At 51.0% G+C, this 24,404-nt stretch carries 29 protein-coding genes and 2 riboswitches; of the genes, 22 read left to right on the forward strand and 7 right to left on the reverse strand.

What is annotated here, in order from left to right:
- Positions 1-3: 3 nt before the first annotated feature.
- The 7 genes from sufB (at position 4) to KNP71_RS07925 (ending at position 5,571) form a co-directional block, all read left to right on the forward strand.
- Positions 4-1,401 (forward strand): Fe-S cluster assembly protein SufB, encoded by a 1,398-nt coding sequence (gene sufB / locus KNP71_RS07905; RefSeq protein WP_029595099.1) that lies wholly within the window; start codon positions 4-6, stop codon positions 1,399-1,401.
- Positions 1,402-1,535: 134 nt separating this feature from the next.
- Complete coding sequence (locus KNP71_RS07910; protein WP_058764076.1) at positions 1,536-1,910, forward strand: YciI family protein; 375 nt, start codon at positions 1,536-1,538, stop codon at positions 1,908-1,910.
- Between the two features lie 90 nt (positions 1,911-2,000).
- A riboswitch (SAM riboswitch) is annotated at positions 2,001-2,115 on the forward strand.
- 111 nt (positions 2,116-2,226) lie between these two features.
- Positions 2,227-3,222 (forward strand): LVIVD repeat-containing protein, encoded by a 996-nt coding sequence (locus tag KNP71_RS07915; protein WP_353049140.1) that lies wholly within the window; start codon positions 2,227-2,229, stop codon positions 3,220-3,222.
- A 10-nt stretch (positions 3,223-3,232) separates the two neighbouring features.
- On the forward strand, positions 3,233-3,610 hold the full coding sequence (locus KNP71_RS16010; RefSeq protein WP_353049141.1) for an LVIVD repeat-containing protein: 378 nt from the start codon (positions 3,233-3,235) through the stop codon (positions 3,608-3,610).
- 69 nt (positions 3,611-3,679) lie between these two features.
- Positions 3,680-4,033 (forward strand): hypothetical protein, encoded by a 354-nt coding sequence (locus tag KNP71_RS07920; RefSeq protein ID WP_214826852.1) that lies wholly within the window; start codon positions 3,680-3,682, stop codon positions 4,031-4,033.
- Between the two features lie 124 nt (positions 4,034-4,157).
- Positions 4,158-4,487 (forward strand): DUF6678 family protein, encoded by a 330-nt coding sequence (locus tag KNP71_RS16015; protein WP_051627704.1) that lies wholly within the window; start codon positions 4,158-4,160, stop codon positions 4,485-4,487.
- 109 nt (positions 4,488-4,596) lie between these two features.
- Positions 4,597-5,571, forward strand: coding sequence for an L-lactate dehydrogenase (locus tag KNP71_RS07925; RefSeq protein ID WP_285801264.1), 975 nt, complete (start codon positions 4,597-4,599; stop codon positions 5,569-5,571).
- 35 nt (positions 5,572-5,606) lie between these two features.
- Here the strand turns inward: KNP71_RS07925 and KNP71_RS07930 are convergent, their stop codons facing one another.
- Complete coding sequence (locus tag KNP71_RS07930) at positions 5,607-6,989, reverse strand: alanine/glycine:cation symporter family protein (RefSeq protein WP_131472383.1); 1,383 nt, start codon at positions 6,987-6,989, stop codon at positions 5,607-5,609.
- Between the two features lie 92 nt (positions 6,990-7,081).
- On the opposite strand from KNP71_RS07930, the gene KNP71_RS07935 reads away from it, so the two are divergent.
- The 8 genes from KNP71_RS07935 to KNP71_RS07970 all read left to right on the forward strand — a co-directional run bounded on the left by KNP71_RS07935 (position 7,082) and on the right by KNP71_RS07970 (position 14,099).
- Positions 7,082-7,354 (forward strand): acylphosphatase, encoded by a 273-nt coding sequence (locus KNP71_RS07935; RefSeq protein WP_214756719.1) that lies wholly within the window; start codon positions 7,082-7,084, stop codon positions 7,352-7,354.
- A gap of 241 nt (positions 7,355-7,595) precedes the next feature.
- Positions 7,596-8,915 carry a branched-chain amino acid transport system II carrier protein gene (brnQ, locus tag KNP71_RS07940; protein WP_029595106.1) on the forward strand — a complete coding sequence of 440 codons (1,320 nt, stop codon included), beginning with the start codon at positions 7,596-7,598 and terminating at the stop codon, positions 8,913-8,915.
- 114 nt (positions 8,916-9,029) lie between these two features.
- Positions 9,030-10,211 (forward strand): MFS transporter, encoded by a 1,182-nt coding sequence (locus KNP71_RS07945; protein ID WP_021065505.1) that lies wholly within the window; start codon positions 9,030-9,032, stop codon positions 10,209-10,211.
- A gap of 17 nt (positions 10,212-10,228) precedes the next feature.
- Positions 10,229-11,074 carry a DUF72 domain-containing protein gene (locus KNP71_RS07950; protein WP_214799096.1) on the forward strand — a complete coding sequence of 282 codons (846 nt, stop codon included), beginning with the start codon at positions 10,229-10,231 and terminating at the stop codon, positions 11,072-11,074.
- A 14-nt stretch (positions 11,075-11,088) separates the two neighbouring features.
- A complete protein-coding gene (locus KNP71_RS07955) occupies positions 11,089-12,429 on the forward strand; it encodes a bifunctional metallophosphatase/5'-nucleotidase (RefSeq protein ID WP_251128599.1) in 1,341 nt (446 codons plus the stop codon).
- Positions 12,430-12,477: 48 nt separating this feature from the next.
- Complete coding sequence (locus KNP71_RS07960) at positions 12,478-12,858, forward strand: YutD family protein (RefSeq protein WP_058764068.1); 381 nt, start codon at positions 12,478-12,480, stop codon at positions 12,856-12,858.
- A 165-nt stretch (positions 12,859-13,023) separates the two neighbouring features.
- Positions 13,024-13,329, forward strand: a complete 306-nt coding sequence (locus KNP71_RS07965) for a hypothetical protein (RefSeq protein ID WP_021065509.1) — start codon at positions 13,024-13,026, stop codon at positions 13,327-13,329.
- 101 nt (positions 13,330-13,430) lie between these two features.
- Positions 13,431-14,099: a DUF975 family protein gene (locus KNP71_RS07970; protein WP_214826855.1), complete on the forward strand. Its 669-nt coding sequence runs from the start codon at positions 13,431-13,433 to the stop codon at positions 14,097-14,099.
- A gap of 37 nt (positions 14,100-14,136) precedes the next feature.
- Here the strand turns inward: KNP71_RS07970 and glpX are convergent, their stop codons facing one another.
- Positions 14,137-15,117: a class II fructose-bisphosphatase gene (glpX, locus tag KNP71_RS07975; RefSeq protein ID WP_021065511.1), complete on the reverse strand. Its 981-nt coding sequence runs from the start codon at positions 15,115-15,117 to the stop codon at positions 14,137-14,139.
- A 158-nt stretch (positions 15,118-15,275) separates the two neighbouring features.
- Here glpX and KNP71_RS07980 point away from each other — a divergent pair, with 158 nt between their 5' ends.
- The gene (locus KNP71_RS07980; protein ID WP_131472395.1) at positions 15,276-15,719 is read left to right on the forward strand and encodes a DUF86 domain-containing protein; all 444 of its coding nucleotides are present in this window, start codon (positions 15,276-15,278) and stop codon (positions 15,717-15,719) included.
- A gap of 4 nt (positions 15,720-15,723) precedes the next feature.
- Positions 15,724-16,494 carry a TIGR01457 family HAD-type hydrolase gene (locus tag KNP71_RS07985; protein ID WP_058764066.1) on the forward strand — a complete coding sequence of 257 codons (771 nt, stop codon included), beginning with the start codon at positions 15,724-15,726 and terminating at the stop codon, positions 16,492-16,494.
- A gap of 34 nt (positions 16,495-16,528) precedes the next feature.
- Here the strand turns inward: KNP71_RS07985 and KNP71_RS07990 are convergent, their stop codons facing one another.
- Positions 16,529-16,786: a NifU family protein gene (locus KNP71_RS07990; protein ID WP_228617585.1), complete on the reverse strand. Its 258-nt coding sequence runs from the start codon at positions 16,784-16,786 to the stop codon at positions 16,529-16,531.
- A gap of 96 nt (positions 16,787-16,882) precedes the next feature.
- Here KNP71_RS07990 and KNP71_RS07995 point away from each other — a divergent pair, with 96 nt between their 5' ends.
- Positions 16,883-17,176, forward strand: a complete 294-nt coding sequence (locus tag KNP71_RS07995; RefSeq protein WP_029595112.1) for a DUF1462 family protein — start codon at positions 16,883-16,885, stop codon at positions 17,174-17,176.
- Positions 17,177-17,214: 38 nt separating this feature from the next.
- Here the strand turns inward: KNP71_RS07995 and KNP71_RS08000 are convergent, their stop codons facing one another.
- Together KNP71_RS08000 and KNP71_RS08005 are read right to left on the reverse strand one after the other, a co-directional pair.
- On the reverse strand, positions 17,215-18,645 hold the full coding sequence (locus KNP71_RS08000; protein ID WP_214800068.1) for a S8 family serine peptidase: 1,431 nt from the start codon (positions 18,643-18,645) through the stop codon (positions 17,215-17,217).
- Between the two features lie 237 nt (positions 18,646-18,882).
- Positions 18,883-19,938, reverse strand: coding sequence for an NAD(P)/FAD-dependent oxidoreductase (locus KNP71_RS08005; RefSeq protein WP_034778394.1), 1,056 nt, complete (start codon positions 19,936-19,938; stop codon positions 18,883-18,885).
- A gap of 97 nt (positions 19,939-20,035) precedes the next feature.
- Between KNP71_RS08005 and KNP71_RS08010 the strand changes: the two genes are divergently transcribed.
- From KNP71_RS08010 to KNP71_RS08020, 3 genes are all read left to right on the forward strand, one after another.
- Positions 20,036-20,272 carry a YuzB family protein gene (locus KNP71_RS08010; RefSeq protein WP_214830430.1) on the forward strand — a complete coding sequence of 79 codons (237 nt, stop codon included), beginning with the start codon at positions 20,036-20,038 and terminating at the stop codon, positions 20,270-20,272.
- A gap of 210 nt (positions 20,273-20,482) precedes the next feature.
- The gene (locus KNP71_RS08015; RefSeq protein WP_029595115.1) at positions 20,483-21,694 is read left to right on the forward strand and encodes a NupC/NupG family nucleoside CNT transporter; all 1,212 of its coding nucleotides are present in this window, start codon (positions 20,483-20,485) and stop codon (positions 21,692-21,694) included.
- Positions 21,695-21,757: 63 nt separating this feature from the next.
- Positions 21,758-22,303 carry a 2'-5' RNA ligase family protein gene (locus KNP71_RS08020; protein WP_029595116.1) on the forward strand — a complete coding sequence of 182 codons (546 nt, stop codon included), beginning with the start codon at positions 21,758-21,760 and terminating at the stop codon, positions 22,301-22,303.
- Positions 22,304-22,394: 91 nt separating this feature from the next.
- On the opposite strand, the gene KNP71_RS08025 is transcribed toward KNP71_RS08020, so the two are convergent.
- The gene (locus KNP71_RS08025; RefSeq protein WP_051627782.1) at positions 22,395-22,922 is read right to left on the reverse strand and encodes a nucleotidyltransferase family protein; all 528 of its coding nucleotides are present in this window, start codon (positions 22,920-22,922) and stop codon (positions 22,395-22,397) included.
- 129 nt (positions 22,923-23,051) lie between these two features.
- Positions 23,052-23,639 (reverse strand): ECF transporter S component, encoded by a 588-nt coding sequence (locus tag KNP71_RS08030; protein WP_029595118.1) that lies wholly within the window; start codon positions 23,637-23,639, stop codon positions 23,052-23,054.
- A 159-nt stretch (positions 23,640-23,798) separates the two neighbouring features.
- Positions 23,799-23,940, reverse strand: a riboswitch (FMN riboswitch).
- Positions 23,941-24,037: 97 nt separating this feature from the next.
- On the opposite strand from KNP71_RS08030, the gene KNP71_RS08035 reads away from it, so the two are divergent.
- Positions 24,038-24,394: a HesB/IscA family protein gene (locus tag KNP71_RS08035; protein WP_029595119.1), complete on the forward strand. Its 357-nt coding sequence runs from the start codon at positions 24,038-24,040 to the stop codon at positions 24,392-24,394.
- The last annotated feature ends 10 nt before the right edge of the window (positions 24,395-24,404 follow it).

The following is a 24,404-nucleotide window of genomic DNA, read 5'->3' on the forward strand; positions in this document are numbered from 1 at the left end:
GATATGGCGAAAAACATGCCTGACATTGGCGATTATAAATATGGCTTCCATGACCGAGACATCTCGATTTTCCGTTCAGGCCGCGGCTTGACGAATGAAATCGTAGAGACGATCTCGCGCATGAAAGAAGAACCGGCATGGATGCTCGAGTTCCGCTTGAAATCACTCGAACAGTTCCGCAAAATGCCGATGCCGACATGGGGCGGCGATCTCACGGCACTCGATTTCGATGAGATCACGTATTATGTCAAACCGTCTGAAAAGACAGAGCACTCGTGGGACGAGGTTCCTGAAGAAATCAAACGTACGTTTGACAAGCTCGGAATCCCAGAAGCGGAGCAAAAATACTTGGCAGGCGTCTCGGCTCAGTATGAGTCTGAGGTTGTCTATCACAGCATGCAAGAAGACTTTGAAGCGAAAGGTGTCATCTTCAAAGATACAGACACGGCGCTCAAAGAAAACGAAGACCTCTTCCGTGAGTACTTCGGAAAATTGATTCCGCCGACGGACAACAAGTTCTCGGCGCTCAACTCGGCTGTATGGTCAGGTGGCTCGTTCATCTACGTACCAAAAGGCGTGAAGCTCGAGCAACCGCTCCAAGCTTACTTCCGCATCAACTCGGAGAATATGGGTCAGTTCGAGCGGACGCTCATCATCGTCGACGAGGGCGCTTCTGTCCATTACGTCGAAGGATGTACAGCACCGGTCTACACGACGAACTCACTCCACTCAGCGGTCGTTGAGATTTTCGTCAACAAAGACGCATATTGCCGCTATACGACGATCCAGAACTGGGCGAACAACGTCTACAACTTGGTCACGAAGCGTGCTGTCTGTGAAGCGGGTGGATCGATGGAATGGATCGATGGCAACATCGGTTCGAAACTCACGATGAAATACCCGGCCGTCATCTTGAAAGGTGAAGGCTCACGCGGTATGACGCTCTCAATCGCTCTCGGCGGTAAAGGGCAGCACCAAGACGCGGGCGCGAAAATGATTCACCTCGCACCGAACACGTCGTCGTCAATCGTCTCGAAGTCGATTTCGAAACAAGGCGGAAAAGTCTCGTATCGCGGAATCGTCCACTTCGGTCGTAAAGCGAAAGGTGCACGTTCGAACATCGAATGTGACACACTCATCATGGATAACGAGTCGACGTCGGACACGATCCCGTACAACGAGATCTTGAACGACCAAGTCTCACTCGAGCACGAAGCGAAAGTCTCTAAAGTGTCAGAAGAGCAACTCTTCTACCTCATGAGCCGTGGAATCTCGGAAGAAGAAGCGACTGAGATGATCGTCATGGGCTTCATCGAGCCGTTCACGAAAGAATTGCCAATGGAATATGCCGTCGAAATGAACCGTCTCATCAAGTTTGAGATGGAAGGATCGATTGGATAATCCTGAATAGATGAGGAAAGACGGTTGACATGATTTCATGTCGACCGTCTTTTTGTGTAGGCAATGCCTGTAAACAGGGAATAGGGAATGGGATAAGATGATGCATGACTGTAGATTCGAGAGGAGAAGATCACATGATGTTCTTGGTAACGGGATATTTCAACGCTGACAAAATGAACGAAAAGACCGACCTAGAAATCGATCAAATCATGGCGACGTGTGAACCATACTTACAGGAGCTATATGCAAGTGAACAAGTGTTGTTGGACATGGGGCTTGAAGCGAGCATGAAGCAACTCAAGCGGGAGTCACAGGAGATTTCGATTACGGATGGGCCTGTTACGGCATCGAAGGAAGTCATGGGAAGTGCGTTCGTGATTGAAGCGGTGGATATGGAGGACGCGGTCAGAATCGCTTCCATCCATCCGACGACCCAAGTGCCCGAAGCGGAAGCGTTAGGGTGGAGGCTCGAGATTCGGCCGGTTCACTATTATCGGGAGCGAGAGTGAATGAAAACTTCACCTGTAAAGATTATGCAGAAAAATATATTGACATTCCATGGAAACGTCGTCATAATACAAAGTAATTTGATATGAATACTCTTATTAAGAGCAGGTGGAGGGAATTAGCCCTATGAAGCCCGGCAACCATCCGTACTGAATCGCCAGTACGGAAACGGTGCTAAATCTAACAGCGAACGCTGAGAGATGAGAGGAAATCGGAATTTTTAGGAATCCTTCTGTCTCGTTTATGAGTTCAGAAGGATTTTTTTGTATTCTGCCTCTAACAGAGTTTCTATCAAAAAAATATAAGGGGGAATTTATTTTGAAAGGAAAATTCTTATTAAGTGCAGCGCTCGTCACAGGGTTAACGGTCTCGTCAGCTTTACCGGTTACATATGCGCATGACGAGCTTGGGGACATCATCATTGAGAAAGGGGAGCGCAATTCGGATGAAATCAGTTCGGTTCCCGTGACGGAAGGAAGCAAGAACGTCAAGTATCTACATGAGACGGCAGCAGTATCATTAAAGGAAATCCGAGAAGGCGTAAAAAATAGTACGGCCGACGTGTACGCCCATAAAGGGTTCGCATACACAGGAACAAATACTGCCGGTGGAGGAAACGGCGGGGTTCGCGTGTTTGACTTGAAAGATCCATCCAACCCGAAAGAAGTCGCTGTATTCGCCGACCAAGACATTCCTGGGACTTGGCAGGAAAAAGTAATCGTGAAGACGGTGAACACAAAATCGTTCAAAGGAGATTTGGCGGTTGTATCGGCACAACAACTCGACTCTAAAAATCCGAATTCTAAAGGTGGATTCCTGATTTATGATGTGACGAACCCGTATGAGCCGAAGAAGTTGGGTTTCTATGAAGTGACGAAGAAAACGAGAGGCACACATGAGCTTTACTTGACGACACAAGGGGACCGGGTATTGGTCCTTGCCTCGAACCCTTACGCGGACTACTATTCACACGGTAAAGAGAAGGACTTCCAACTCGTCGATGTCACCAACCCGGCGGAACCGAAGAAGCTATATGAGTTCGATCCACGCTCATTAGCAGAAGTCGATGAAAGCTTTGACGGATACAACTGGAACGCACCAGATGGCAAGAAGAGACCGGTCTTCAATCATAGCGCCTATGCGGATGAGAACGGGAAAACAGCGTTTCTCTCGTTCTGGGATCTTGGAACGATCATCTTGGATATTTCAGACCCAGATAACGTGACATACGAAGGACGCACAGCGTTCGCATCGGATCAACAAGGCTCGGCGCACTCGGCGGCACTTGCAAAAGGCGGGCACGGTACTCGTTGAAACAAGAGAAGTGTATGCACCGGTTAAATCAGGCTACGAACAAGCTTACGGATACACACGGATCTTCGACATTAAAAACAAAACGAATCCAAAACTATTGAGCGAATTCAAGACGGATTTGACAGAAGACATCTCTGAGAATCCGGCTGAACAAGTGACGTTCGGTAAAACGGTACACGATCCAAAAGTACATGGGAACACGTTGTACTTGTCTCACTATGCGGGCGGGGTTCGAACTGTTGATATTTCGAATCCAAGTCACCCGGTACAAATCGGAAAATACGTGCCGGCCGATGCGAATATCTGGGGCGTGTACGTCGATCAAAACTATGTGCTCGCGTCTGACATGGGTACAGGGTTGAAAGTGCTCCAAAAAACCAACAAGTAATGCCATCTCGACAACCAGCGAAGCTCGACTTCGCTGGTTTTTTGTATAATGAAACGAGGGGGCGATGTCGTGACCAATCGATTTTTATTAGAGAGTCGAGAACTGGAGACGTTCATGTCTCAAATGTTTGTGATTTGTCCACAATGTGGGGGCCGAGCGGACGTTTTGGAGAAGATTAATGAGGTACGCCTGAGCTGTTTCCATTGCGGTCATCTGCAAATGAAGCAAAACGGTACAAAATATATCGGTGGAGCTATCGATGTTCATTTCGGATTGCCGCTCTATCTACAAACAGGTTGTTGTGGTCATGTACTATGGGCTTACAACCAAGAGCACCTCGGCTACATGAAGCGTTATATCGAGGCGATGATACGGACAAGCGACAGGGCGAATCGCAGTATTGAGAGTCGCTTGCCTAAGTAAATGAAGAAAAAGCAGAATCGGGATGAAGTATTACGAGCGATTGTAAAATTAGAACAAATACGGTAGAGGTGAATTGGGTGGACCGACGAAAAGAACTGCATGAAATCGAGCTCTATCAGAAGCATTGTGTTATGCGCTCCCGTATCAAATCAAATACTTAGGAGAAGATACGTTATTTCCAAGTGAGTCGTTGTCTGAGTACGAATTGTTATGGGGAGAGTGGGAAGACATTTGGATAGAGTCTTCTCTACAATCAATCGAATGGATTCGATTGCGACCAAAGGTGTTAGTCTACAAGGGAGCAATCGTCGAACCGGACGTATGTGACATGACCGATGAAATAATATTTATTTTAACGAAAGAACGAATCCCGTTTATACAGGACAATAAAACGATTCAAATTTTTGGCTATGTTCGAGATACGGGAATATTTGAACCGAAACGTGACGTATAGCGTAATCCTGTATTTACTTTGTATATACTGATTGTTTAGTTTTTGTCGTAAAACGAAGGCGAGTCGGGTATGCTAAGTAAGAGAACACGTTTAGAAAGGGATGAAGCAGATGGATCACTTGAACACGATTGACCCAGAAGACATCACCCGCATCGCCGTCGTCGGCGCCGGCTGGGTCGGTATCAGTTTCGCCTATCAACTGTCGATGGCGGCGCTCTGTGAAGAGCTCGTCTTGATCGACTCGAACCACGCCAAGGCCGAAGGGGAGGCGATGGACCTCAATCACGGGATATCATTCGCCCCGAGTCCGGTCCGAATTTGGGCAGGTGACTACTCGGACTGCCGCGACGCCGATATCGTCATCATCACGGCCGGTGCCGCTCAAAAGCTCGGTCAGACCCAGATGGACCTCGCCGAACAAAATGCGAAGGTCATGCAACATGTCACGGAACAAATTATGGCGAGCGGATTCGACGGTATCATCGTCGTCGCGACGAACCCGGTTAATGTCATGGCACACGTCGTCTGGAAGGCGTCCGGCTTGCCGAAACATCGCGTTATCGGTTCAGGAACAGTCCTTGATACGGCACGTCTCCGTTATAAGGTAGGCGAGTACTTCGACTTGTCGTCACGGAACTGCCACGTCTATTATATGGGCGAGCATGGTGCTGGGGGCTTCGTCGCCTGGGACAACGCCCGCGTTTACGGGAAGTCGATGAAGCAGCTACTTGAGGAGAATGAATCGTATCGCCAAGAAGATTTGGACGCCATCTATCAAGGAGTCCGCGATGCGGCGAATCAAATCATCGAATATAAGAGCGCGGCGTACTACGCGATCGGGCTCGGGCTCCTCCGAATCGTCCGCGCCATCGTCCGGAATGAGAACTCCGTCGTGACAATCGGTGCCCATCTCGATGGCGAATACGGTGCCTCAGGTCTCCATATCGGCGTACCGGCCTTGATTGACCGGACTGGTATCCGCCAAATCGTCGAGATCGAACTGACGGACGAGGAACAAGGACAGTTCGATGCCTCGGTCGGACGGATTCGCCAAGCGATTGACAACATCGAATCATCAACATAAAAAGGACCCGGCTGCAATCGCAGCCGGGTTTGTCATTACGACGCCTTCTTCTCGGCGACGTCTTTCTTATAATATTTCTCGGACGTGAAGAACTCGGTCGTCAAGCGCTTCACTTCGCCGCTCAACATCAAGACGGCAATCATGTTCGGGATAAGAATCATCGCGAGCATCAAATCAAGGAAGTTCCAAATCATCTGTGCTCCACCGATTGCACCGATGACGATTGAGCCGATATAGACGACTTTCATCAGGAAGCCGGCCTTCAAACCGAATAAGTACTCGGCTTGGCGCGACCCGTAGAAGATGATGACGATAATCGTCGACAAGACGAAGAAGATGAGCGAGATTGTGACAAGCAGGCTGCCCGTGTACCCGAAGTACTGTTGGAACGCGATTGTTGTCAGGGCTGCTGGATCGTTCATCGCATCGGCCCGTGTCCATACACCGGACGACAAGACAACGAACGCCGTCGCGCTACAGATGATGAGCGTATCGATGACGATCCCGATCACGGCCCAGAAGCCTTGCCGGACCGGATGATCCGTTTGCGCAGCGGCGTGGGCAATCGGTGCCGTCCCGAGTCCTGCCTCGTTCGAATAAAGACCACGGGCGAAGCCCCAACGAATCGTCTCGGCGATGGCGGCACCAGCGAAACCACCGAGCGCGGCCATCGGTTGGAATGCGTATGAGAAGATGAGCCCGAGTACTTCCGGGATTTGTGAGAAATTCATCAAGACGATAATGAAACCGGCACCGACATAGACGAGTGCCATCGCCGGGACGATGACTTCCGTCACTTTCGCGATGCGTTTCATACCGCCGAAGACGACGAGGGCGACGAGCCCGGCGACGATAATCCCGGTCACAAGGGTATTGCCGTTGAACGTCTCTCTGACGGCCGAACTGACGGCGTTTCCTTGAACCATGATACTCGGGATGAGTTCGATCATGAGAGCGAAGGCGAACCATGAGGCGAGCCATTTCAGCTTCAAGCCTTTCGCCATATAGTAGACGGGACCGCCGACAAATTCACCGGCCTCGTTCTTCTCGCGGTAACGGACGGCGAGGACGCTCTCCGAGAACTTGATGGCCATCCCGACGACGGCGATGACCCACATCCAGAAGATGGCGCCCGGACCGCCGAACATGATGGCGGCTGGTACCCCGATGATATTGGCGGCACCGATCGTCGAAGATAAGGCCGACGTCAATGCCTGGCGGGGACTGATGTCACCTTCACCTTTTGGTTTTTTGAAAACACTGCCTAACGTTTGTTGCATTATGTAGATGGGGTATCGGAATTGGAAGAATCCTAAACGAATCGTCAAATAGAGTCCAGACAAAACGAGTAACGAGATGATTGGCACACCCCATAGCCAATCTGAAATTGTCGTCACCACAGTCACAAGTTGTTCCACATCACCACTCCTATCCAGTATTTTACTTATACATTGTTGCCTAACGAGACAGAGGCTAAACCCATTCTTTCAAATTAGAGGAGGAGACTTATATGAAACAAGCACAGCATCTCGTCGTATCGGGTCGGGTCCAAGGGGTCGGTTTCCGCTATTTCGCGCAAGCGACTGCCCTTGAATACGGCATCACAGGTTGGGTCCGGAATTTGAATGACGGGACGGTCGAACTTCAAATCGAAGGAGACGCGGAGAGACTCGAATCATATAAACGCGCCCTCTATGACGGCAATCGTTTTGTCGGGGTCGAACGGATTGAAGCGGAAGAGGCGACGATCGAATCATTCCGGAAGTTTGATATCCGTTATTGACCATTTTTCTCATTTACAGCTAGTCAGTGAGTGCGACCAACCGATAATTTGTAAATTAAGGGAACGGTTCCATACAATAAATCCACATTTCAAAAAAATAAACATCATTTTTATGGATAGGGTGGTCAAAAAAATGAAAGTGTGTATAATGAAATAGACCAAGCGGTTTATTGTCAGAAAATTTAGTCATTTGATTCATTGGGTAACACGGAAGGTATTACATGTATGTGGAGGTAGTTGTATGAAAAAATCGACATTATTCCCGTTAGCATTCACGATTTTCGCATTATTCTTCGGGGCCGGGAACTTGCTGTTCCCACCGATGCTAGGTGCGATGGCAGGACAGAACCTCGTCCCAGCCCTAGTCGGCTTCGTCATTACCGGCGTCGGGCTACCATTACTCGCGCTCTTCGCAGTCGCGCGGGTCGGCGGTGGATCTGACCAAATCGCTCGGTATATTCCGAAGCGGCTTGCGCTCGTCTTGACGGGATTAATGTACGTGGCGATTGGACCGTTCTTCGGGATTCCTCGGACGGCAGCAGTCACGTATGAGATGGGAGTCGTACCGTTTCTCGGTGCGCCATCTACGCTCACGCTCGCAATCAGTTCAACTGTCTTCTTCGGTTTGACGTTCTTCTTGACGTTACGTGCTCAGAAATTGATTGAAGTCATCGGACGCATCATCACGCCAATCCTCTTGCTCTTGCTTGCGGCAATCGGAATCACGAACCTCGTGGCTCCACTCGGGAAGCCGGTCGCACCAGCAGAAGGATATGAGACGTGGATTGGTGCCCTCGGGGAAGGCTTCAAACAAGGCTACTTGACGATGGACGTCTTCGGCGCTCTCGTCTTCGGTGCCATCGTGCTCGTCACGCTCAAAGCGAACGGGATGACGGACCAAAAAGAAGCATCTTCACTCCTTCGGACGTCTGGAATGCTCGCTGTCACGTGTTTGATGCTCGTCTATATCTCGCTCGGGTCGATTGGAGCGAACATGACAGGCCAAACAGGAACGACGGACGGAGCAAGCTTGCTTCAAGCGTTTGCAGGTTCGTCTTTCGGACAAGTCGGAATGCTCGCGCTCGGGGCTGCGGTCTTCCTCGCTTGTTTGACGACAGCGGTCGGACTCATCACTGAGTTCTCACGCTTCATCAGCAACACGTTCGAATCACTCAAGTATTACCAAGTCGTCATCGCGACGACGTTGTTCGGCTTCATGATTTCACTCGTCGGACTCGGTATGTTGATTGAAATCGCAGTACCGCTTCTCACGCTCTTGTATCCGGTCATGATCGCACTCGTGCTCGTCTCGATTACGGAGCGGATTCAACGCAACCCGCATGTCGCCATGAAGGCGACTGTATATACGGCTCTCGTGCTCTCGCTCTTCGAGACGACACACGGATTGGCGCCGTCAGCAGCAACAGCTTGGATCACGAACTTGCCGATGGCTGAGATCGGACTTGCTTGGGCAGTTCCAACATTGATCGTGTATGTGATCACACTGTTTTTACCGAAAAATCGTTCCAACCAAGCACTCGCTCAATCACGCATCTCATAAGCAAGTGTTTGAACACCCATCCTCTGGTCAAGGATGGGTGTTTTGCTGTCTTATCGTTTGCTCATTTCATTCATCAACAAGTAAAATGAAAGGATGAAAAGGAAGTGACATACATTGACGACTAAACAAAAGAAACAATTGGCGATTCTCATGTTGAACATGTTCATCGCTGTAGCAGGATTCGGGATTATCATCCCGATTATTCCTGATTATTTGAAGATGATTGGAGAAGGCGGAACCGCTGCCGGACTCATGATTTCTGTCTTTGCCGGTGCCCAGCTGCTCATGTCGCCGATTGCCGGGAAATGGGCGGACGTTTACGGCCGCAGGCTCATGATCATCCTCGGACTCATCGGGTTTACTATCTCGATGGGCGTCTTTTACTTATCAGACAACTTGACCGTCCTGTTGATTTCACGGGCGATTGGCGGCGTCGGGGCCGCTCTCTTGATTCCGGCCATCTTTGCTTACGTGGCCGATATCACAACGCTCAAACAACGGGCGAAAGGGAACAGTTATATTTCCGCGGCAATGTCGCTCGGGATTGTCATCGGCCCAGGAATCGGTGGTTTCTTCGCCGAATTCGGGTTGAAGGCACCGCTCTTGTTATCGGCGATCGTATCATTCGTTGCCGTCATCTCGTCAATCATTCTATTGAAAGAACCGGACCGTGAACCGTATGTCCAAACGAGTGAGAGTGAATCGTTACCGCGTCAACTCGTGTCGTCGACACGGAAACCGTATTTCTTCGTGCTCGTCATCAACTTGGTCATGGCATTCGGTTTGATGGCATACGAGTCGGTCCTCGGTCTGTTCGTCAGTGAGACGTTCAGCGCAACGCCGCAACAAATCGCGGTCATGATCACCGGGACGGGAATCGTCAGCGTTATCGTCCAACTGTTCGCGGTCGACCGTCTCGTCTCGCTGTTCGGTGAGATTAAAGTCGTGCTCATCTTTATCATGCTCGCCGCGCTCGGCTTCTTGTTCTCACTGTTTGCCGGGTCTTACACGATTTTCTTCGCGGTCACGTTGATTATCTTCTTGTCGACGTCAATTTTACGACCGGTATTGAATACGCTCGTATCGAAAATGGCAGATAAAGAGCAAGGGTTTGCGATGGGGATGAACAATGCTTATATGAGCATCGGGAATATCGTCGGACCGACGCTTGCCGGAATCGCCTTCGATATCGATATGCGCTATCCGTTTGTGATGGGGCTCGTTCTGTTGCTCGTGACGTTCGCGGGAACGTTGAATTGGTCGAAACGGAACACTGCGGCCACGTTCGAACAATAAGTTGAGGAGGGAATGTGATGATTTATGTCGGTGTGACGGGGTGGGGAGACCATGATTTACTGTATACGACCCCAGAAGAACGAAAACATAAACTGTCGACCTATGCGGGACATTTCCCGACCGTTGAAATCGATTCCTCGTTTTATGCGATTCAACCGGTGAAGAATTACGAGAAGTGGAACTTGGAAACACCGGAGACGTTCCAATTCATCGTCAAAGTTTCCAGGGAAATGAGCGGCCATGACCGGGAGCCGAAGCTACCTCTCGCCGAGCTGTTCGAACGGTATCGAACGTCTGTCGAACCGCTGAAACAAGCTGGGAAGCTACGAGCCGTGCTCGTCCAACTCCCGCCCTGGTTCGATGTCTCGAAGCCACATCTCGATTATTTACGGACGATCCGTGACGAGTTGCACGACTATGACATCGCCATCGAGTTCCGAAACCCGACGTGGTTCTCCGAGGCGTTCCGGGAGCGGACGCTCGCATTCTTAACGGAACAACGTTTCATCAATACGATTTGTGATGAGCCGCAAACGAAAGAGAGTAGCATCCCGTTCGTCCCGGTCGTGACCAATCCGGACGTGGCCGTCGTGCGCTTGCACGGCCGCAACACCGCCGGCTGGCTCCGAAAGCCGGGCATGACGAGCCAAGAATGGCGTCACGTCCGCTGCCTGTATCGCTATAGTGAGGATGAACTGCAGGAGCTCGCTGCGGCCCTCAAACAAGTCGATGAAACAGCGAAGTCGGTGTACGTCTACTTCAACAACAACTCGGCCGGCGACGCGGTACCAAACGCCAAACGGTTGATTGAGATTCTCGGTGCCGAATATGAACTCGCCCCGAGCCAAATCAGTCTGTTCTAGGAAGGGGGATCGTCTTGAGAACGATTACGATGTTCCATTATAATGACTTACATTCGAAATTCCATAACTGGCCGCGGTTCGTCTCGTTTTTGAATGAGCATCGGACGGACGAGACGCTCGTCTTCGATCTCGGCGACCATGCCGACCGCACCCATCCGGCGACAGAAGTGACGCGCGGACAAGTGAACGTCCGACTGCTCAACCGGATTCGACCGACGGCGGTCACGATCGGCAATAATGAAGGCATCACGTTCCCGCACGACTGGCTCGCCCATCTGTATGACGAGGCCGCGTTCCCGGTCCTATTAGGGAACGTCTATCAAGCAGCTGGTGAACGACCAGAATGGGCGTCGGAGACGCTCATCGTCGAACGAGAGGGAATTCAGATCGGGCTGTTCGGGGTGACCGCGCCGTATGAAGAGCTTTATCCTGAACTCGGTTGGGCCATCGAAGCACCACATGCGGCAACGGCGCGTGCCCTCGAGACACTTCGAGACTGCGACGTCATCATCGCGCTCAGCCATCTCGGCTTTTATGCCGACGAGCGGCTCGCCGAGGCGTTCCCAGAAATCGATGTCATCCTCGGAGCCCATACCCACCACGTACTCGATGAAGGTGTCGTCACGAACGGCGTCCTAATCGCGCAGGCCGGCAAATACGGGCAGTACGTCGGGCAAATCGAGCTAGCCATCGAAGGAAAGCGGGTCATCGAGAAACGGGCTTGTCTCCACGATGTATCGGAGCGCGAACCTGATGAAGCGACGGTCGCGGTCCTAGCCGCAGAGTATGGTCAAGCCGAGCGTCTGCTCGATGTGACGATTGCCGAGACACCAGGTTATGAAAGTGACTGGTTCGGTCCGTCAGCCATCGGAAACCTATTGGCGAGCGGACTCGCGGACTGGTGTGACGCCGAGTTGAGTATCATCCCATCCGGTGTCTTGTTAGAAGGTTTGCGCCCGGGCCACGTCACGCTAAATATGTTGCACCGGATTTGTCCGCATCCGATCAACCCTTGTCTCTTGACGCTTGACGGGGCGACCCTCGTCCGATTTTTGAACGACGTCCAAGAAGATGCGTTCACGACAATGCATGTCCGTGGCCTCGGTTTTCGCGGGACGGTGCTCGGTAGCCCGATCCTCCATGGAATCGACAGCCGAAACGGTCGCTATTCGATTAATGGTGAGGAAATCAATCTAGACGGGACGTATCGTGTCGCCACGGTCGACATGTTCACGTTCGGACCGCTCCTTCCGTATTTGGCCGATCAGCCGAAGCGTTACTTTATGCCGGAACTGCTGCGTGACGTGTTACGCGAGACGATCGTGACCCGTCATAATGCCATCCGAAAAGGATAGGGACGGGACCGGTCGGCATGCTATGATAGAACAGTGGAGGTGTGAAACATGATTAGAGTGAATCGCCACGGCTATACCGTCATTGAAGAGAAACGTGACGGTTTTGACGAGGAAGCGTTCATCGCACGCTATAGCGACGTGCTTGATAAATACGATTATATCGTCGGGGATTGGGGCCACGGACAGCTTCGGTTGAAAGGGTTCTATGAGACGAAGTCCAAGTTCGCGACGTATGATAATCGAATCGATCACGTGATGGATTACGTGTATGAATACTGTAACTTTGGGTGCCCGTTCTTTGTACTCAAAAAAGAGACGGAAATCGATGAGGCGGAAGACGGTCCAGTCTTCGGTGGTACGAAACAACCGCTCAAACTGAAACGCAAATTCAATAAATCGGAAGAAGTCGAGCCTTCGACCGGTACATGACGCGCTGATGACATCAGCGCTTTTTTGTTACATTTATTTTCCAAATGTTTCTTTTAGGTGAAAAGACGGTGTGACAGGTTTAGGGATAGGAAAATTGTGATAACTTATATTTAAGGTTATTGTTTCTGTTCGGGTTTTTGTGGGTTTTGGAAGTGAGGTGGAAGTATGCAACACGTACAAACGGCGACCGTCGGTGACCGCGATGACGTCCATAATCGAATTCATAATTTCGGCTTGGGCGTACTAGCGATGTTGTTCTTCGGGTTCGGGAGTATCATGACGTTTTACTTCACCGCCGCAGTCCTGATCTATGAGGTTGTCCACGTCTTGCTAATCCGCCGCTTTGAATATCGTCAGGCGTTTTTGAGAAGCCGCCTCTTTAAAATTATTTCGTTGGCGGCAGTGGCCACAGGTGTGCTCTTATTTATCGTATCGATGTCACAGTTTTTCATGGGCAACGTCATGTATTAAAGGGAAAGGGAAAACCTTTTCCCTTTTTTCGTGTTTTTTTGAAACTTTTCGTGAAGTGATGACGTACACTGAAGAGAGAACTCAAAAAAAGGATGATGAAAATGACTGCACAACTTAAGCAACATGCACAACAAATGTTAACTGGTAAGCGTTGGCTACTCGCCGGGCTATTAATTTTGTTCGTCGTCTTGAACGGGATTCCACAATCGTTCGCGCCTCCTGTAGATCCAGAAGCGGTCCCAACAGCAGCGGACACGGGACTTACGTTCTTGTCGCTCCTCCTCACATTATTGATTGCGCCGCTCGCCATCGGTTGGTCTTGGCTCGTCCTGTCTGTATCGCGCGGTGACAAGCCTGCTGTCTCGACGTTGTTCGAGCCGTTCAAAACGGGATACGTCAAGCACGTGCTCGCCCCGTTCTTCATGGGATTGTTTATCTTCCTTTGGTCGTTGCTCCTCGTGATTCCGGGAATCATCAAAAGTTTCTCGTACTCTCTCACGTATTACATCTTACGTGACCAGCCGGAATTATCGGCCCTCGAGGCGATCACCGAATCACGCCGGATGATGGACGGCCATAAGATGGACGCGTTCAAACTCGTCCTCTCGTTCATCGGTTGGTTCCTTCTCGGGGTCATTACACTCGGCATCGGTTTCTTGTACGTCTATCCGTACTTTACGACGACGTATGCGACGTTCTACGACTCACTTCGGAAAGCAGAACAACCGCAGACGAACCATATCGGGACAGATTTTGAACAAGGATTCTAAACGAAAACCTCCGCTCATCGAGAGCGGAGGTTTTGTATTAGGCGTTGACTTCTTGTTTTTGGAGGTAGGGCTTGAGCGACAGTGTGTGTTCGGCGACGACTTTACGAATCGTCTTCGTCTTCGATCGCATGACGAGTGACGTCGTCTCGACGATATCGTCCGTCAAGAATTTTACGCCGTCCAGCAATTCGCCCGATGTGACGCCTGTCGCCGCAAAGATGCAGTCGTCGCTCTTGACGAGGTCGTCAAGCGTGAGCAATTGGAGCGGGTCCTCGATGCCCATCGAGATGACACGTGCCGTCTCTTCTTCATTCATCGGGTGGAGGCGTGCCTGCATATCGCCACCGAGCGCCTTGACGGCCGCTGCCGTGATGACGCCTTCTGGTGCGCCGCCCGTACTGATGAAGATATCGATCGGGTTCGACTTGACGGCCGCTGCGATTCCGGCCGAGACGTCGCCGTCTTCAAACAGCTTGACGCGTGCGCCCATGTTCATCGCCGCTTGACGGAAATGTTCATGACGATCACGGTCTTGCATGATGACGGTCACTTCCTCGATGCGCTTGCCGTTATAAAGGGCGGCTTTCTCGATAATCGACTCAAGCGGTTCGTCGAGTGAGACTTTGCCTTTTAAATTCGGGCCGACGACGAGCTTATCCATATACATATCTGGTGCGTGGAGGAGGGCGCCTTTATCCGCGACCGCGATGACGACCATGGCGTCCCCGAGTCCTTTGGCGACGATCGACGTCCCTTCGAGCGGGTCAACGGCGATATCGACTTCTGGTCCGAACGTCGTCCCGAGGCGTTCACCGATATAAAGCATCGGTGCCTCATCGAGTTCACCTTCACCAATGACGACAGTTGCATCCATATTGATCGTGCCGAGTACTTCACGCATGGCCGATGTCGCTGCGTCATCCGCTTCGTTCTTTTGCCCACGACCGATCCATTTCGATGAGGCCAATGCTGCTGCCTCGGTTGCTCGTACGATCTCTAACGCTAATTCTCGTTCCATAGTGTTGTACCCTCCACATGATATCTATTTAATGTGACATACTAATAGTTGTGTTAATCCGTGGATTAGTGTATCACAATTACGTAAATGATGTAAATAGGAGAGATTCTTTTCTCGAACGAGAAAAAGGATTACTATAGGAGGCAGGGGGGATTGCGATGTATTTTGTAAACAGAGAAAAGATTAACGAGACGTTGACCCATATGGAGACGATGCTCAGTCGACTCGACCAATTAGAGGGGGACGCGTTCACCATCGAGCTGGCGAAACAACGTTTGGCCGTTCACTTGATGGAGGGCGTGATTGACGTCGGCAACTCGATGATTGACGGGTTCATCATGCGTGACCCGGGCAGTTATGAGGATATTGTCGACATCTTGCTCGACGAGCGTGTGCTCGACGCCGAGACGGCGGAAGCGACGAAAGCGCTCGTCGGATTACGGGCGCACTATGTCAGGGAGTTCGTCACGGCAGATTCGGCCCGGTTCGACGTCTGGGTCGACCGTGATAAATCAACGTTCGAGGCATTCCCAGAGCAGGTCCGACGCTATCTCGAGGTGGAGCTCGGTCCTGTATCAGCATTTTTACCAGAAAGCGAGTGATTAGATGAATCCGATTAAAGGATACTTATTTGATTTAGATGGCACGATGTATGCGGGGACGGCCCCGATTCAAGCAGCGGTCGATTTCGTGAATCGACTCGAGGCGACCGGCTTCCCATACTTATTCGTCACGAACAACGCGTCGATGACGCCGGAGCAAGTGGCGAATAAACTTGTCTCGATGGGTGTGCATGTGACGCCTGAGCACGTATTGACGAGTGCGATGGCGACGGCCCGTTATATCGAGAAGATGACGCCCGGGGCGACGATTTACATGATCGGTGAAGATGGCCTGCGCCTGGCGCTCGAAGAACGCGGTTTCCATGTGACGGAAGAGGCGAAGGCGGATTACGTCGTCGTCGGGCTCGACCGACACATCACATACGAAAAATTGGCGAAAGGCGCGCTCGCGATCCGCTCCGGCGCTCGTTTCATCTCGACGAACGGTGATATCGCCATTCCGACCGAACGCGGCTTTTTACCGGGGAACGGTGCGCTCACGTCCGTCTTGACGGTGACGACGGAAAAAGATCCGTTCTTTATTGGTAAGCCAGAACCGGTCATGGTCGACATCGCGCTTGAGATGATTGGTCTCACGAAAGAAGAAGTCGTCATGGTCGGAGATAACTACCATACCGACATCTTGTTCGGGATCAACGGTGGGATTCGGACGCTCCACGTCAACTCAGGCGTACATGGTCCGGCTTTCATTCAGGAACAAGAAAAACTCCCAACCTATATGGTCGAGAGCTTGGACGAATGGACACATGCATGAAAAAAAGGGATGACATGATTGTCTCCCTTTTTGTTTAGAATACTTGTTCGACTTCAACGATGCCAGGTACTTCTTCGATGAGCGCGCGCTCAATCCCGGCTTTCAATGTAATTGTTGAAGATGGGCAGCTGCCGCATGCACCCATCAAACGAAGTTTGACGATGCCTTCTTCTACATCAACGAGTTCGACGTCACCGCCGTCGCGAAGCAAGAACGGGCGTAATTTATCGAGTACTTCTTGGACTTGATCAAACATTTCCATGGTATCTACCCCTTTCTGGTTCTCTTTCATTCTAGCAAGTTTGAGATTGTTTCTCAATCATTAACGCTGAGCGTTTTGTGACGATGCAGCTTCTTGATTTTTGTATAATAGGAAAGAAGAGGGGGAATGGATATGAAAATCACGGTATATGGGGCCGAAGTACAGTGTGCGAGCTGTGTCGGGGCGCCGAGTTCGATTGAGACATACGAATGGTTGCAAAGCGCATTGGCACGGAAATATCCGAATCAGGCGTTTGAGTTCGAGTATATCGATTTTGAGACGGCGGACGATGACATCGCCGAAGCGATCAAGCAGGACGAGTGGTTCTATCCGCTCGTGCTCATCGATGGGGAAGTGGTGGACGAAGGGGTCGTCCAACTACGGAAAGTCTATTCGGCCATTGAACAGACGACAGCATGAAAAGAGTCGAGCGACGATTGTCGTTCGACTCTTGTGCGTTATAGAAGACGGAACGACGACGTCGCCGAACCTGCCGTGTAACCAGTGAGCGTCGCATCAGATTTTACTTGATACGTCCCACGTTGTGACGAAGAGCTTGTCGAGAGCGTGAACGTGATGGCGCCCGTTGAACTTGTCTTGCCTGTTCCTGTGAGCGTCGCGCCGTTTGGCTGTGTGACCGTCACACGGACGTCGGCGTTCGCGACCGCTTGGCCGTTCGAATTCCGGACTGTTGAAGAAATCGAGACGACTTCACCAGCGTAGTAAGTTGATTTCGATGTCGATACTGTCGTCGTGAGCGCTTGGACCGGTTGCGTCGTGCCGCCAGACGTCGGTGCTTGCACGAGTCCGTTCCCGAACCAGGTGTCACGGCCGGCCGTTCCGAGGTCGATCGAATCTTGTGACAGTTTCGTGCGGAGTTGCGAGCTCGACAACGTCGGGAACGCTTGCTTCATGAGTGCGAGGTTACCGGCGACGTAAGGTGTCGCCATCGATGTCCCGCTCATTTGACCGTAGCCGCCGTTCGCGAGTGTCGAGTTGATGCTCACACCTGGTGCCGCGACTTCGACCGTGCTACCTGTCGCCGAGAACGAGGCGCGGTTGTTGTTGATGTCCGTCGCCGCGACGGCGATGGCCGAGCTGTAACGGGCTGGGTAGTTGACGAGATCACCTGTACCGTCAGCGCGTCCGTTGTTACCGGCTGCCGCGACGACGAGGATACCCGCGTTATTGGCGCGATCGACGACTTGTTGGAGCGTCGTCGATGGACTTGTCGTCCCGAGACTCAAGTTGATGACGTCCATATCGTTCGTGATCGACCAGTCAATCCCGGCGATGATACTCGAGAGGCTACCACTACCGTTGGCTTCGAGTGCTTTAACAGCATAGATGCTCGCCTCATGGGCAATCCCGACCGTTCCGATGCTGTTGTTGCGGGCACCGATAATCCCGGCGACGTGCGTACCGTGACCGTTGTCATCCGCGTATGAGCTCGTGACTGTACTGAACGAGGCACCACCAGAAATCGTCAAATCAGGGTGCGGCGAGATTCCGGTATCAACGACCGATACTTTCACGCCTTTCCCGGTGTAGCCACTCTGCCAAGCTGATGGAGCTTTCAACTTCGGAATGCCCCAGTCTTGCGTCTGATTTTCGATTTGTACCGTTTGATCGACTTCCACGTGGGCGACGTTCGGGTTGTTCTTCAAGCCATTCAAGGCAGCCTTCGGTACTTCGAGCGCTGCGGCCGGAATGTTTTTGTACTGTTGGCGAACTTCCATGCCTTCGATTGAGAGCGGGATGTTCTTCGCTGACTCTTTGAAGACGACGATGACGCGTTCTTTCGATTTGTTGGGAGCAGCTTCCGCGGCTTCCGGGACGGTTGACAAGACGAGCAATGAGGCGAGGACGGTGCTACAGATTTTTTTCAACTTGTTTCCTCCTTCGGGTTATGTAGGCGAGGCGACACGAAGTCGTTCGGCCGTGACCCTAGAGTAACAAGTTTTGCCAACGGGTAGAATATGTCAATCGAATCAATAATCTGAATATTTAGATAAGGATACAGGGGATTCAGATACAAGACTTTTGGCTCAACACGACGGTGGCTGAACGACAAATGGATTGCTTTACACTAAAAAGGATCGACCGAGATGGCCGACCCAGGCATGTTATTTAATGACTTTATGTTTCCAAAGAATTCCGGACTTGAGCAATCGCGCGACTTTTCCGGTGAGCGACTGCTTGCCCATGAAGACGCCGAATCCGGCCTTCTTCCCAAGCGATCCTAACGTGCCTCGGAGTTTGATATCCGGCAAATCTGGATACCCGACACCTTTCCATTTACAGAGTAGCACTTGGACGATCTGTTCGGCCTGCGCTTCCGCGAGCTGACCCGAAGGTGCATACGGCAGGCTGGCGTTGTCCCCGACGACGAAGATGTCGGGCTGTTCCGGGACGTAGTGGTGTGGTGTCAATTTGACACGTCCACCCCCGTCGAGTTCCCAACCTTGGTTGCGGACGACGGCGACCGGTTGAATCCCGGCGGTCCACACCGTCAAATCGGAAGCGAAGTGCTGTTCATGGTTCCATAACCCATCGGCGTCGACCCGGACGATGTTCGAGTTATTGATGACTTCGACACCATGTTCCTCGAACCAAGACTGGACATACATCGAGACGCGGTTTGATAGGAACGATAGGACGGACGGGCCGCGGTCGAACAAACGGACCGTCAAGTCGGGACGACTCTCGCGCAGCTCGCTGGCGAGCTCGACACCGGACAGGCCGGCACCGACGATCGAGACGACCGATCCCGGAGATAGGCCGTTGATTGCTTGCTGGGTCTTGCGTGATTCTTCTAACGTTTGGATGCTGTACGTGAACTCGGCGGCACCGGGCACGTTGTGATACTTGTCCTCGCAACCGAGGCCGATGACGAGGTCGTCGTACGGCACTTTTTCCCCGCTCGCGAGCAGGACCATTTTGTCCCCCGTATCGATATCGGTGACTTGGCCGTATATGTAGTCGACCTCTTCTGGAAAATCGATGCGGATGTCACGATCCGACACGGTCCCCGCCGCAAGTGCATAATACTCTGTTTTTAATCCATGGTAAGGTAGACGGTCGATGAGTGTGATCGATACGTCCTTCAGCTGATGGCCGAGGACACGTTCGATTACACGCATACCCCCGTAACCGCCTCCCAAGACGACTAATTTGCGCATAAAAATCCCCCTTTGTTACACTTCAACTGTATCATGTTATAATACGCCGTAGAAGAACCATTTTCCTGCTTTGAAGGAAAGGGGAAGGGTGAATGACATGATGAATCCGATCATTGAGTTCTGTGCCTCCAATTTAGCGATGGGTTCACAAATCGCCCGCGCCAAATTAGAGTCCGATCCAGACTTAGACGTCTTCGAATATGGCTGTACGGGCTACTGCGGCGTCTGTTCGCTTGACTTGTTTTGTCTCGTCGATGGTGAGGTCGTGACCGGGGATACACCGGAACAACTCGTGACGAATGTATATGAAAAAATTGAAGAAATGGCATGGTGAAAAAGTTTGAAGGACCTTCAAACTTTTTTTATTTTGACCGTTTTGACCCGTTGCATTTTTAAAAAGGGTCTGTTATATTCAAAGAGGTTCGAATGTAGGTTGTCTGACGTTTAACAACAGAAAAAGAAAGCGTTTCAAACGGTAGGACACATCTCGATTCGGGTATATCATATTATCAGGTTTCCCCAATATGAAAGGAGCACAACACCAATGAATATCATGAGCGTGGTTGGTATTTTGGCACTAATTGGAATCGCTTACATCTTCTCGACCAACCGTAAAGCCATCAAATGGCGCACCGTGCTTGCCGCTTTCGCGGTACAGTTTACGTTCGCCTTCCTCGTCCTCTTCACTACAGTAGGACGTAACGCGTTAGAATGGATCTCAGGAGGCGTCCAGAACGTCTTGAACACGGCGAACGCCGGGATTAGTTTCGTCTTCGGTACAGCTGTCGGCGGAGACAACTTCGTCTTCGCGTTCCAAGTGTTGACGATTATCGTCTTCATGTCGTCACTCATCGCACTTCTCTACTATGTAGGTGTCATGCAGTGGGTGATCCGTATCCTCGGTACGGCTCTCGCCAAAGCACTTGGCACATCACGTAAAGAATCGCTCTCAGCGACAGCGAACATCTTCGTCGGTCAGACGGAAGCACCGCTCGTCATCAAACCTTACCTTCCAACGATGACGCAATCGGAACTCTTCGCTGTCATGGTCGGTGGTCTCGCCTCGGTTGCCGGTTCAGTTCTTGCTGGATACGCTGCTCTTGGTGTACCGCTCGAGTACTTGCTCGCAGCGAGCTTCATGGCTGCTCCTGCTGGTCTCATGTTCGCGAAAATCATCGTCCCGGAAACAGACGTACCGGATGACGATATCGAAATCGCTGAAGATGAAGAGAACAAGGCAGCGAACTTCGTCGATGCAGCCGCTCGCGGTGCCTCTGACGGTCTCTTCCTTGCATTGAACGTCGGTGCGATGCTTCTCGCCTTCGTTTCATTGATCGCGCTCGTTAACTTGATTCTCGGTGGAATCGGTGGCTTGTTCGGTTTCGACGGTCTCACGCTTCAATTGATTCTTGGTTATGTGTTCGCACCGCTCGCATTCGTGATCGGTGTGCCATGGGCAGATGCTGTTCAATTCGGTAGCTTCCTCGGACAAAAACTCGTGTTGAACGAATTCGTCGCTTTCTCTGAATTCGCACCAATCATCGGTTCTGGTGACCTCTCGGCACGTACGGAAGCTATGATCGCGTTCGCACTCTGTGGATTCGCTAACATCTCGTCACTCGCTATCCTTCTCGGTGGTCTTGGTGGAATGGCACCGAACCGTCGGAACGATATCGCGCGCATGGGTGTCCTCGCGATTCTCGCAGGTACGCTTGCTAACTTGATGTCAGCCACGCTTGCTGGTCTGCTTCTCTAATCAAATACGATATACTCAGAGTGATCACTTCGGTGGTCACTCTTTTTTGGGGAGGAATGACATATGTATGGAATGATAGCGCTTTTTGATGAACAAACGGAGAAACGAATTCAAGAGGTATGGGAAGGCTTGAAACAAGAAGGAATTACTTCTTATGCATATGAAGTCTCGAATCGACAACCTCATATAACATTAGCTAGTTACAGTAGTTTGAATGTTGAGGCGTATATCGAACTGATGGACAGCTACTATCAATCGAAGGAGATTATAAATCTAACATTTAGTACGTTGGGTACGTTCATTCAATCGAGTGCACTTTTTCTTTCACCTACAATCTCATCCGGATTGAGGAGCCTCCACTTAGAGCATTATTGTATATTTGGGGAGTTTAATGATAACGCTGAGTCCTTATATTTGCCGGACTCATGGATTCCGCACTGTACACTGGCAAACAGATTGTCTAAAGAAAAGATGAAAGATGCTTTTGAATATTGTACTGATATTGTAAAACCTATAGCTGGAAAAATTGTAGAGGTGGCATTAATTGAATTAGTAACACCGATTCACGTTCGAGTATTACATAGAGTAAAATTATCCGCACAAAAGTAACAAAGCTAAGTTACTTAGGTGCATTCTTCTGTCAGGTTTGTCATATGTGACTAGGACCGATAGAAGGGATTGACCAGGAAACGGTGGGGTTTTATCGTTCCTGACGAGGTATATCCACTTCTTGGAGTCTCGGCCAAGTGGCTTGCCAATTCTTTTTATTGATCCGGGCTCGATAAATATGATGGTGTGAAGCGTCGTTCGCAAAGGCCGGGGTCGGTCGTAACTTTAGTTCGACTATGTCGTCGATACCGTAAGGGGCGGCCAGCTTCAAGCGTCCGCCCGCACCAAGACTGACACCGATGGCCGTGACCGTCTCAGGGAAATGGGCCAAGGCATCGACCGCAGATTGATACGGTGGCAATTGATTGACCAGATGCATGCGGGCCTGGTTTTTGACCGACCAAGGGACGTTCGGTAACAGGTCGTGCAGTTGTGCCTCATACTGTTTTTCAATCGCCTCGTCGATGTGAGATCGGTCAAAGTAGATGACATCGACGTCCTCGATCGGCGTCGGTACTTCGTAGCCGTGCGCGTCATCCCATATTTTTGCCCGCACGTATCCGGCACAAATCCACCAATCGGGTAAACCGAGCGAAGCGACGATTGTCAACAGACGCATCAGTTCCACATCAGTCTCTAAAAAATGGGTCACATCTTCAGTCGTGTTCAATCCATCTCCTCCTATTCTCTCATTAGCATAGCGTACCTATACAAAAAGCACCTAGACCCCGGTCTAGGTGCTTGTCAGTTACGCTTGAAGTTGCATGCGCTGGCGTTCGATCCACGGCTTCAATTTGAGGAAGAGTGGGACGAACAAGGCGCTGATCAACAAGGCCTTAATGAAGTTGAACGGCAAGATACCGTATAGGACGAGGTCCGTTTTGACTGCCGGTTGCGCCATCTCGGTCATGCCGAAGAAGAACGCGTAGGCTGGTAAGATGAGCAAATAGTTCAAGATTGCCAAGCTGAGTGCCATCGTGATCGTACCGGCCACGAGGCCTGAAGCGAGCGCTTTATTCGTTTTACGTTTATGGTAGAACCATGCGACCGGATACATGAAGGCGACGCCTGCAAAGAAGTTCGCGACTTCGCCGACCGGAACGCCGCCACCGTTGAAGACATAGTAGAGGACGTTTTTTAGAGCGACGACCACGACGCCTGCGAGTGGGGAGAACACGATCCCGGCGACGAGCGCGGGAATGTCACTGAAATCCACTTTTAGGAACGGTGGTAGGAAAGGCAGCGGGAAGTTAAAGAGCATGAGGACAAAAGAAATGGCCCCGAGCATCGATAGCGTCACCAGTGTTGTCAATCGTTTGTTGCGCGTTGTTTTCATCAAAATCTCTCCTTTTGTCGCTCCTTGATGAATGGCACCCGTCGCATAGAAAAACCCGATTGTATCAAACAATCGGGAGAGTTTACGCGCATACGAAATAGATGTTCTCATCGGTGTTTAGACCACGCCGAAGAAAACATCCGGATATCGGTCGGATGCCGCCATCTTCTCCCATCCAGACTTTACTGTCGGCTTTCGAATCTCACGAAATCAGCAAGCAACGCCTTGCTCGCTCACGGGCTGAGAAGAACTTGTCTTCAATACCGCCGGTCGGGAATTTCACCCTGCCCCGAAGATGGAACGATTTAATTTTTTTTGTTACAGTTTAGTTATACAAGATATTTCACAAAATCTCAAGTCAGTTGACTTGAAGTTAAGATAACGAAGGAGGAGTTCAGATGATTCATTTGACAGAATCAGCCGCATTACAAGTCATCGATATGATGAAACAGACCGAACGCCCCGACGACCAGTACTTGCGGATCAAAGTGCAAGGGGGCGGGTGTACCGGCCTGTCTTATGGGATGGGGTTTGATGAGGATAAGACAGACAAGGACGTTCAGTTTGACCACTATGGTGTCCGTGTCATCGTCGCGGAAGCCGATCACGGGGTCGTCGACGGTCTCGAGATTGACTATAAGCAGTCGATGCTCGGAGGCGGCTTCACGATTAAAAATCCGAACGCCATCGCCACGTGCGGTTGCGGCTCGAGTTTCCGGACGGCATCGAACGCCGGGACACCTGGGGATTGCTAAACGAAAGGCC

Origin of the sequence: Exiguobacterium sp. s56, from assembly GCF_018618255.1 — a bacterium.
GTDB classification, from domain to species: domain Bacteria; phylum Bacillota; class Bacilli; order Exiguobacteriales; family Exiguobacteriaceae; genus Exiguobacterium; species Exiguobacterium chiriqhucha.

Coding starts and splice junctions, on each gene's coding strand:
- sufB (WP_029595099.1), top strand. CDS start 4: ATGGCGAAAAACATGCCTGACATTGGCGATTATAAATATGGCTTCCAT.
- KNP71_RS07910 (WP_058764076.1), top strand. CDS start 1,536: ATGATGTTCTTGGTAACGGGATATTTCAACGCTGACAAAATGAACGAA.
- KNP71_RS07925 (WP_285801264.1), top strand. CDS start 4,597: ATGGATCACTTGAACACGATTGACCCAGAAGACATCACCCGCATCGCC.
- KNP71_RS07935 (WP_214756719.1), top strand. CDS start 7,082: ATGAAACAAGCACAGCATCTCGTCGTATCGGGTCGGGTCCAAGGGGTC.
- brnQ (WP_029595106.1), top strand. CDS start 7,596: ATGAAAAAATCGACATTATTCCCGTTAGCATTCACGATTTTCGCATTA.
- KNP71_RS07950 (WP_214799096.1), top strand. CDS start 10,229: ATGATTTATGTCGGTGTGACGGGGTGGGGAGACCATGATTTACTGTAT.
- KNP71_RS07960 (WP_058764068.1), top strand. CDS start 12,478: ATGATTAGAGTGAATCGCCACGGCTATACCGTCATTGAAGAGAAACGT.
- KNP71_RS07965 (WP_021065509.1), top strand. CDS start 13,024: ATGCAACACGTACAAACGGCGACCGTCGGTGACCGCGATGACGTCCAT.
- KNP71_RS07970 (WP_214826855.1), top strand. CDS start 13,431: ATGACTGCACAACTTAAGCAACATGCACAACAAATGTTAACTGGTAAG.
- glpX (WP_021065511.1), bottom strand. CDS start 15,117: ATGGAACGAGAATTAGCGTTAGAGATCGTACGAGCAACCGAGGCAGCA.
- KNP71_RS07980 (WP_131472395.1), top strand. CDS start 15,276: ATGTATTTTGTAAACAGAGAAAAGATTAACGAGACGTTGACCCATATG.
- KNP71_RS07985 (WP_058764066.1), top strand. CDS start 15,724: ATGAATCCGATTAAAGGATACTTATTTGATTTAGATGGCACGATGTAT.
- KNP71_RS07990 (WP_228617585.1), bottom strand. CDS start 16,786: ATGAAAGAGAACCAGAAAGGGGTAGATACCATGGAAATGTTTGATCAA.
- KNP71_RS07995 (WP_029595112.1), top strand. CDS start 16,883: ATGGATATGAAAATCACGGTATATGGGGCCGAAGTACAGTGTGCGAGC.
- KNP71_RS08005 (WP_034778394.1), bottom strand. CDS start 19,938: ATGCGCAAATTAGTCGTCTTGGGAGGCGGTTACGGGGGTATGCGTGTA.
- KNP71_RS08010 (WP_214830430.1), top strand. CDS start 20,036: ATGATGAATCCGATCATTGAGTTCTGTGCCTCCAATTTAGCGATGGGT.
- KNP71_RS08015 (WP_029595115.1), top strand. CDS start 20,483: ATGAATATCATGAGCGTGGTTGGTATTTTGGCACTAATTGGAATCGCT.
- KNP71_RS08020 (WP_029595116.1), top strand. CDS start 21,758: ATGTATGGAATGATAGCGCTTTTTGATGAACAAACGGAGAAACGAATT.
- KNP71_RS08025 (WP_051627782.1), bottom strand. CDS start 22,922: ATGCGTCTGTTGACAATCGTCGCTTCGCTCGGTTTACCCGATTGGTGG.
- KNP71_RS08030 (WP_029595118.1), bottom strand. CDS start 23,639: ATGAAAACAACGCGCAACAAACGATTGACAACACTGGTGACGCTATCG.
- KNP71_RS08035 (WP_029595119.1), top strand. CDS start 24,038: ATGATTCATTTGACAGAATCAGCCGCATTACAAGTCATCGATATGATG.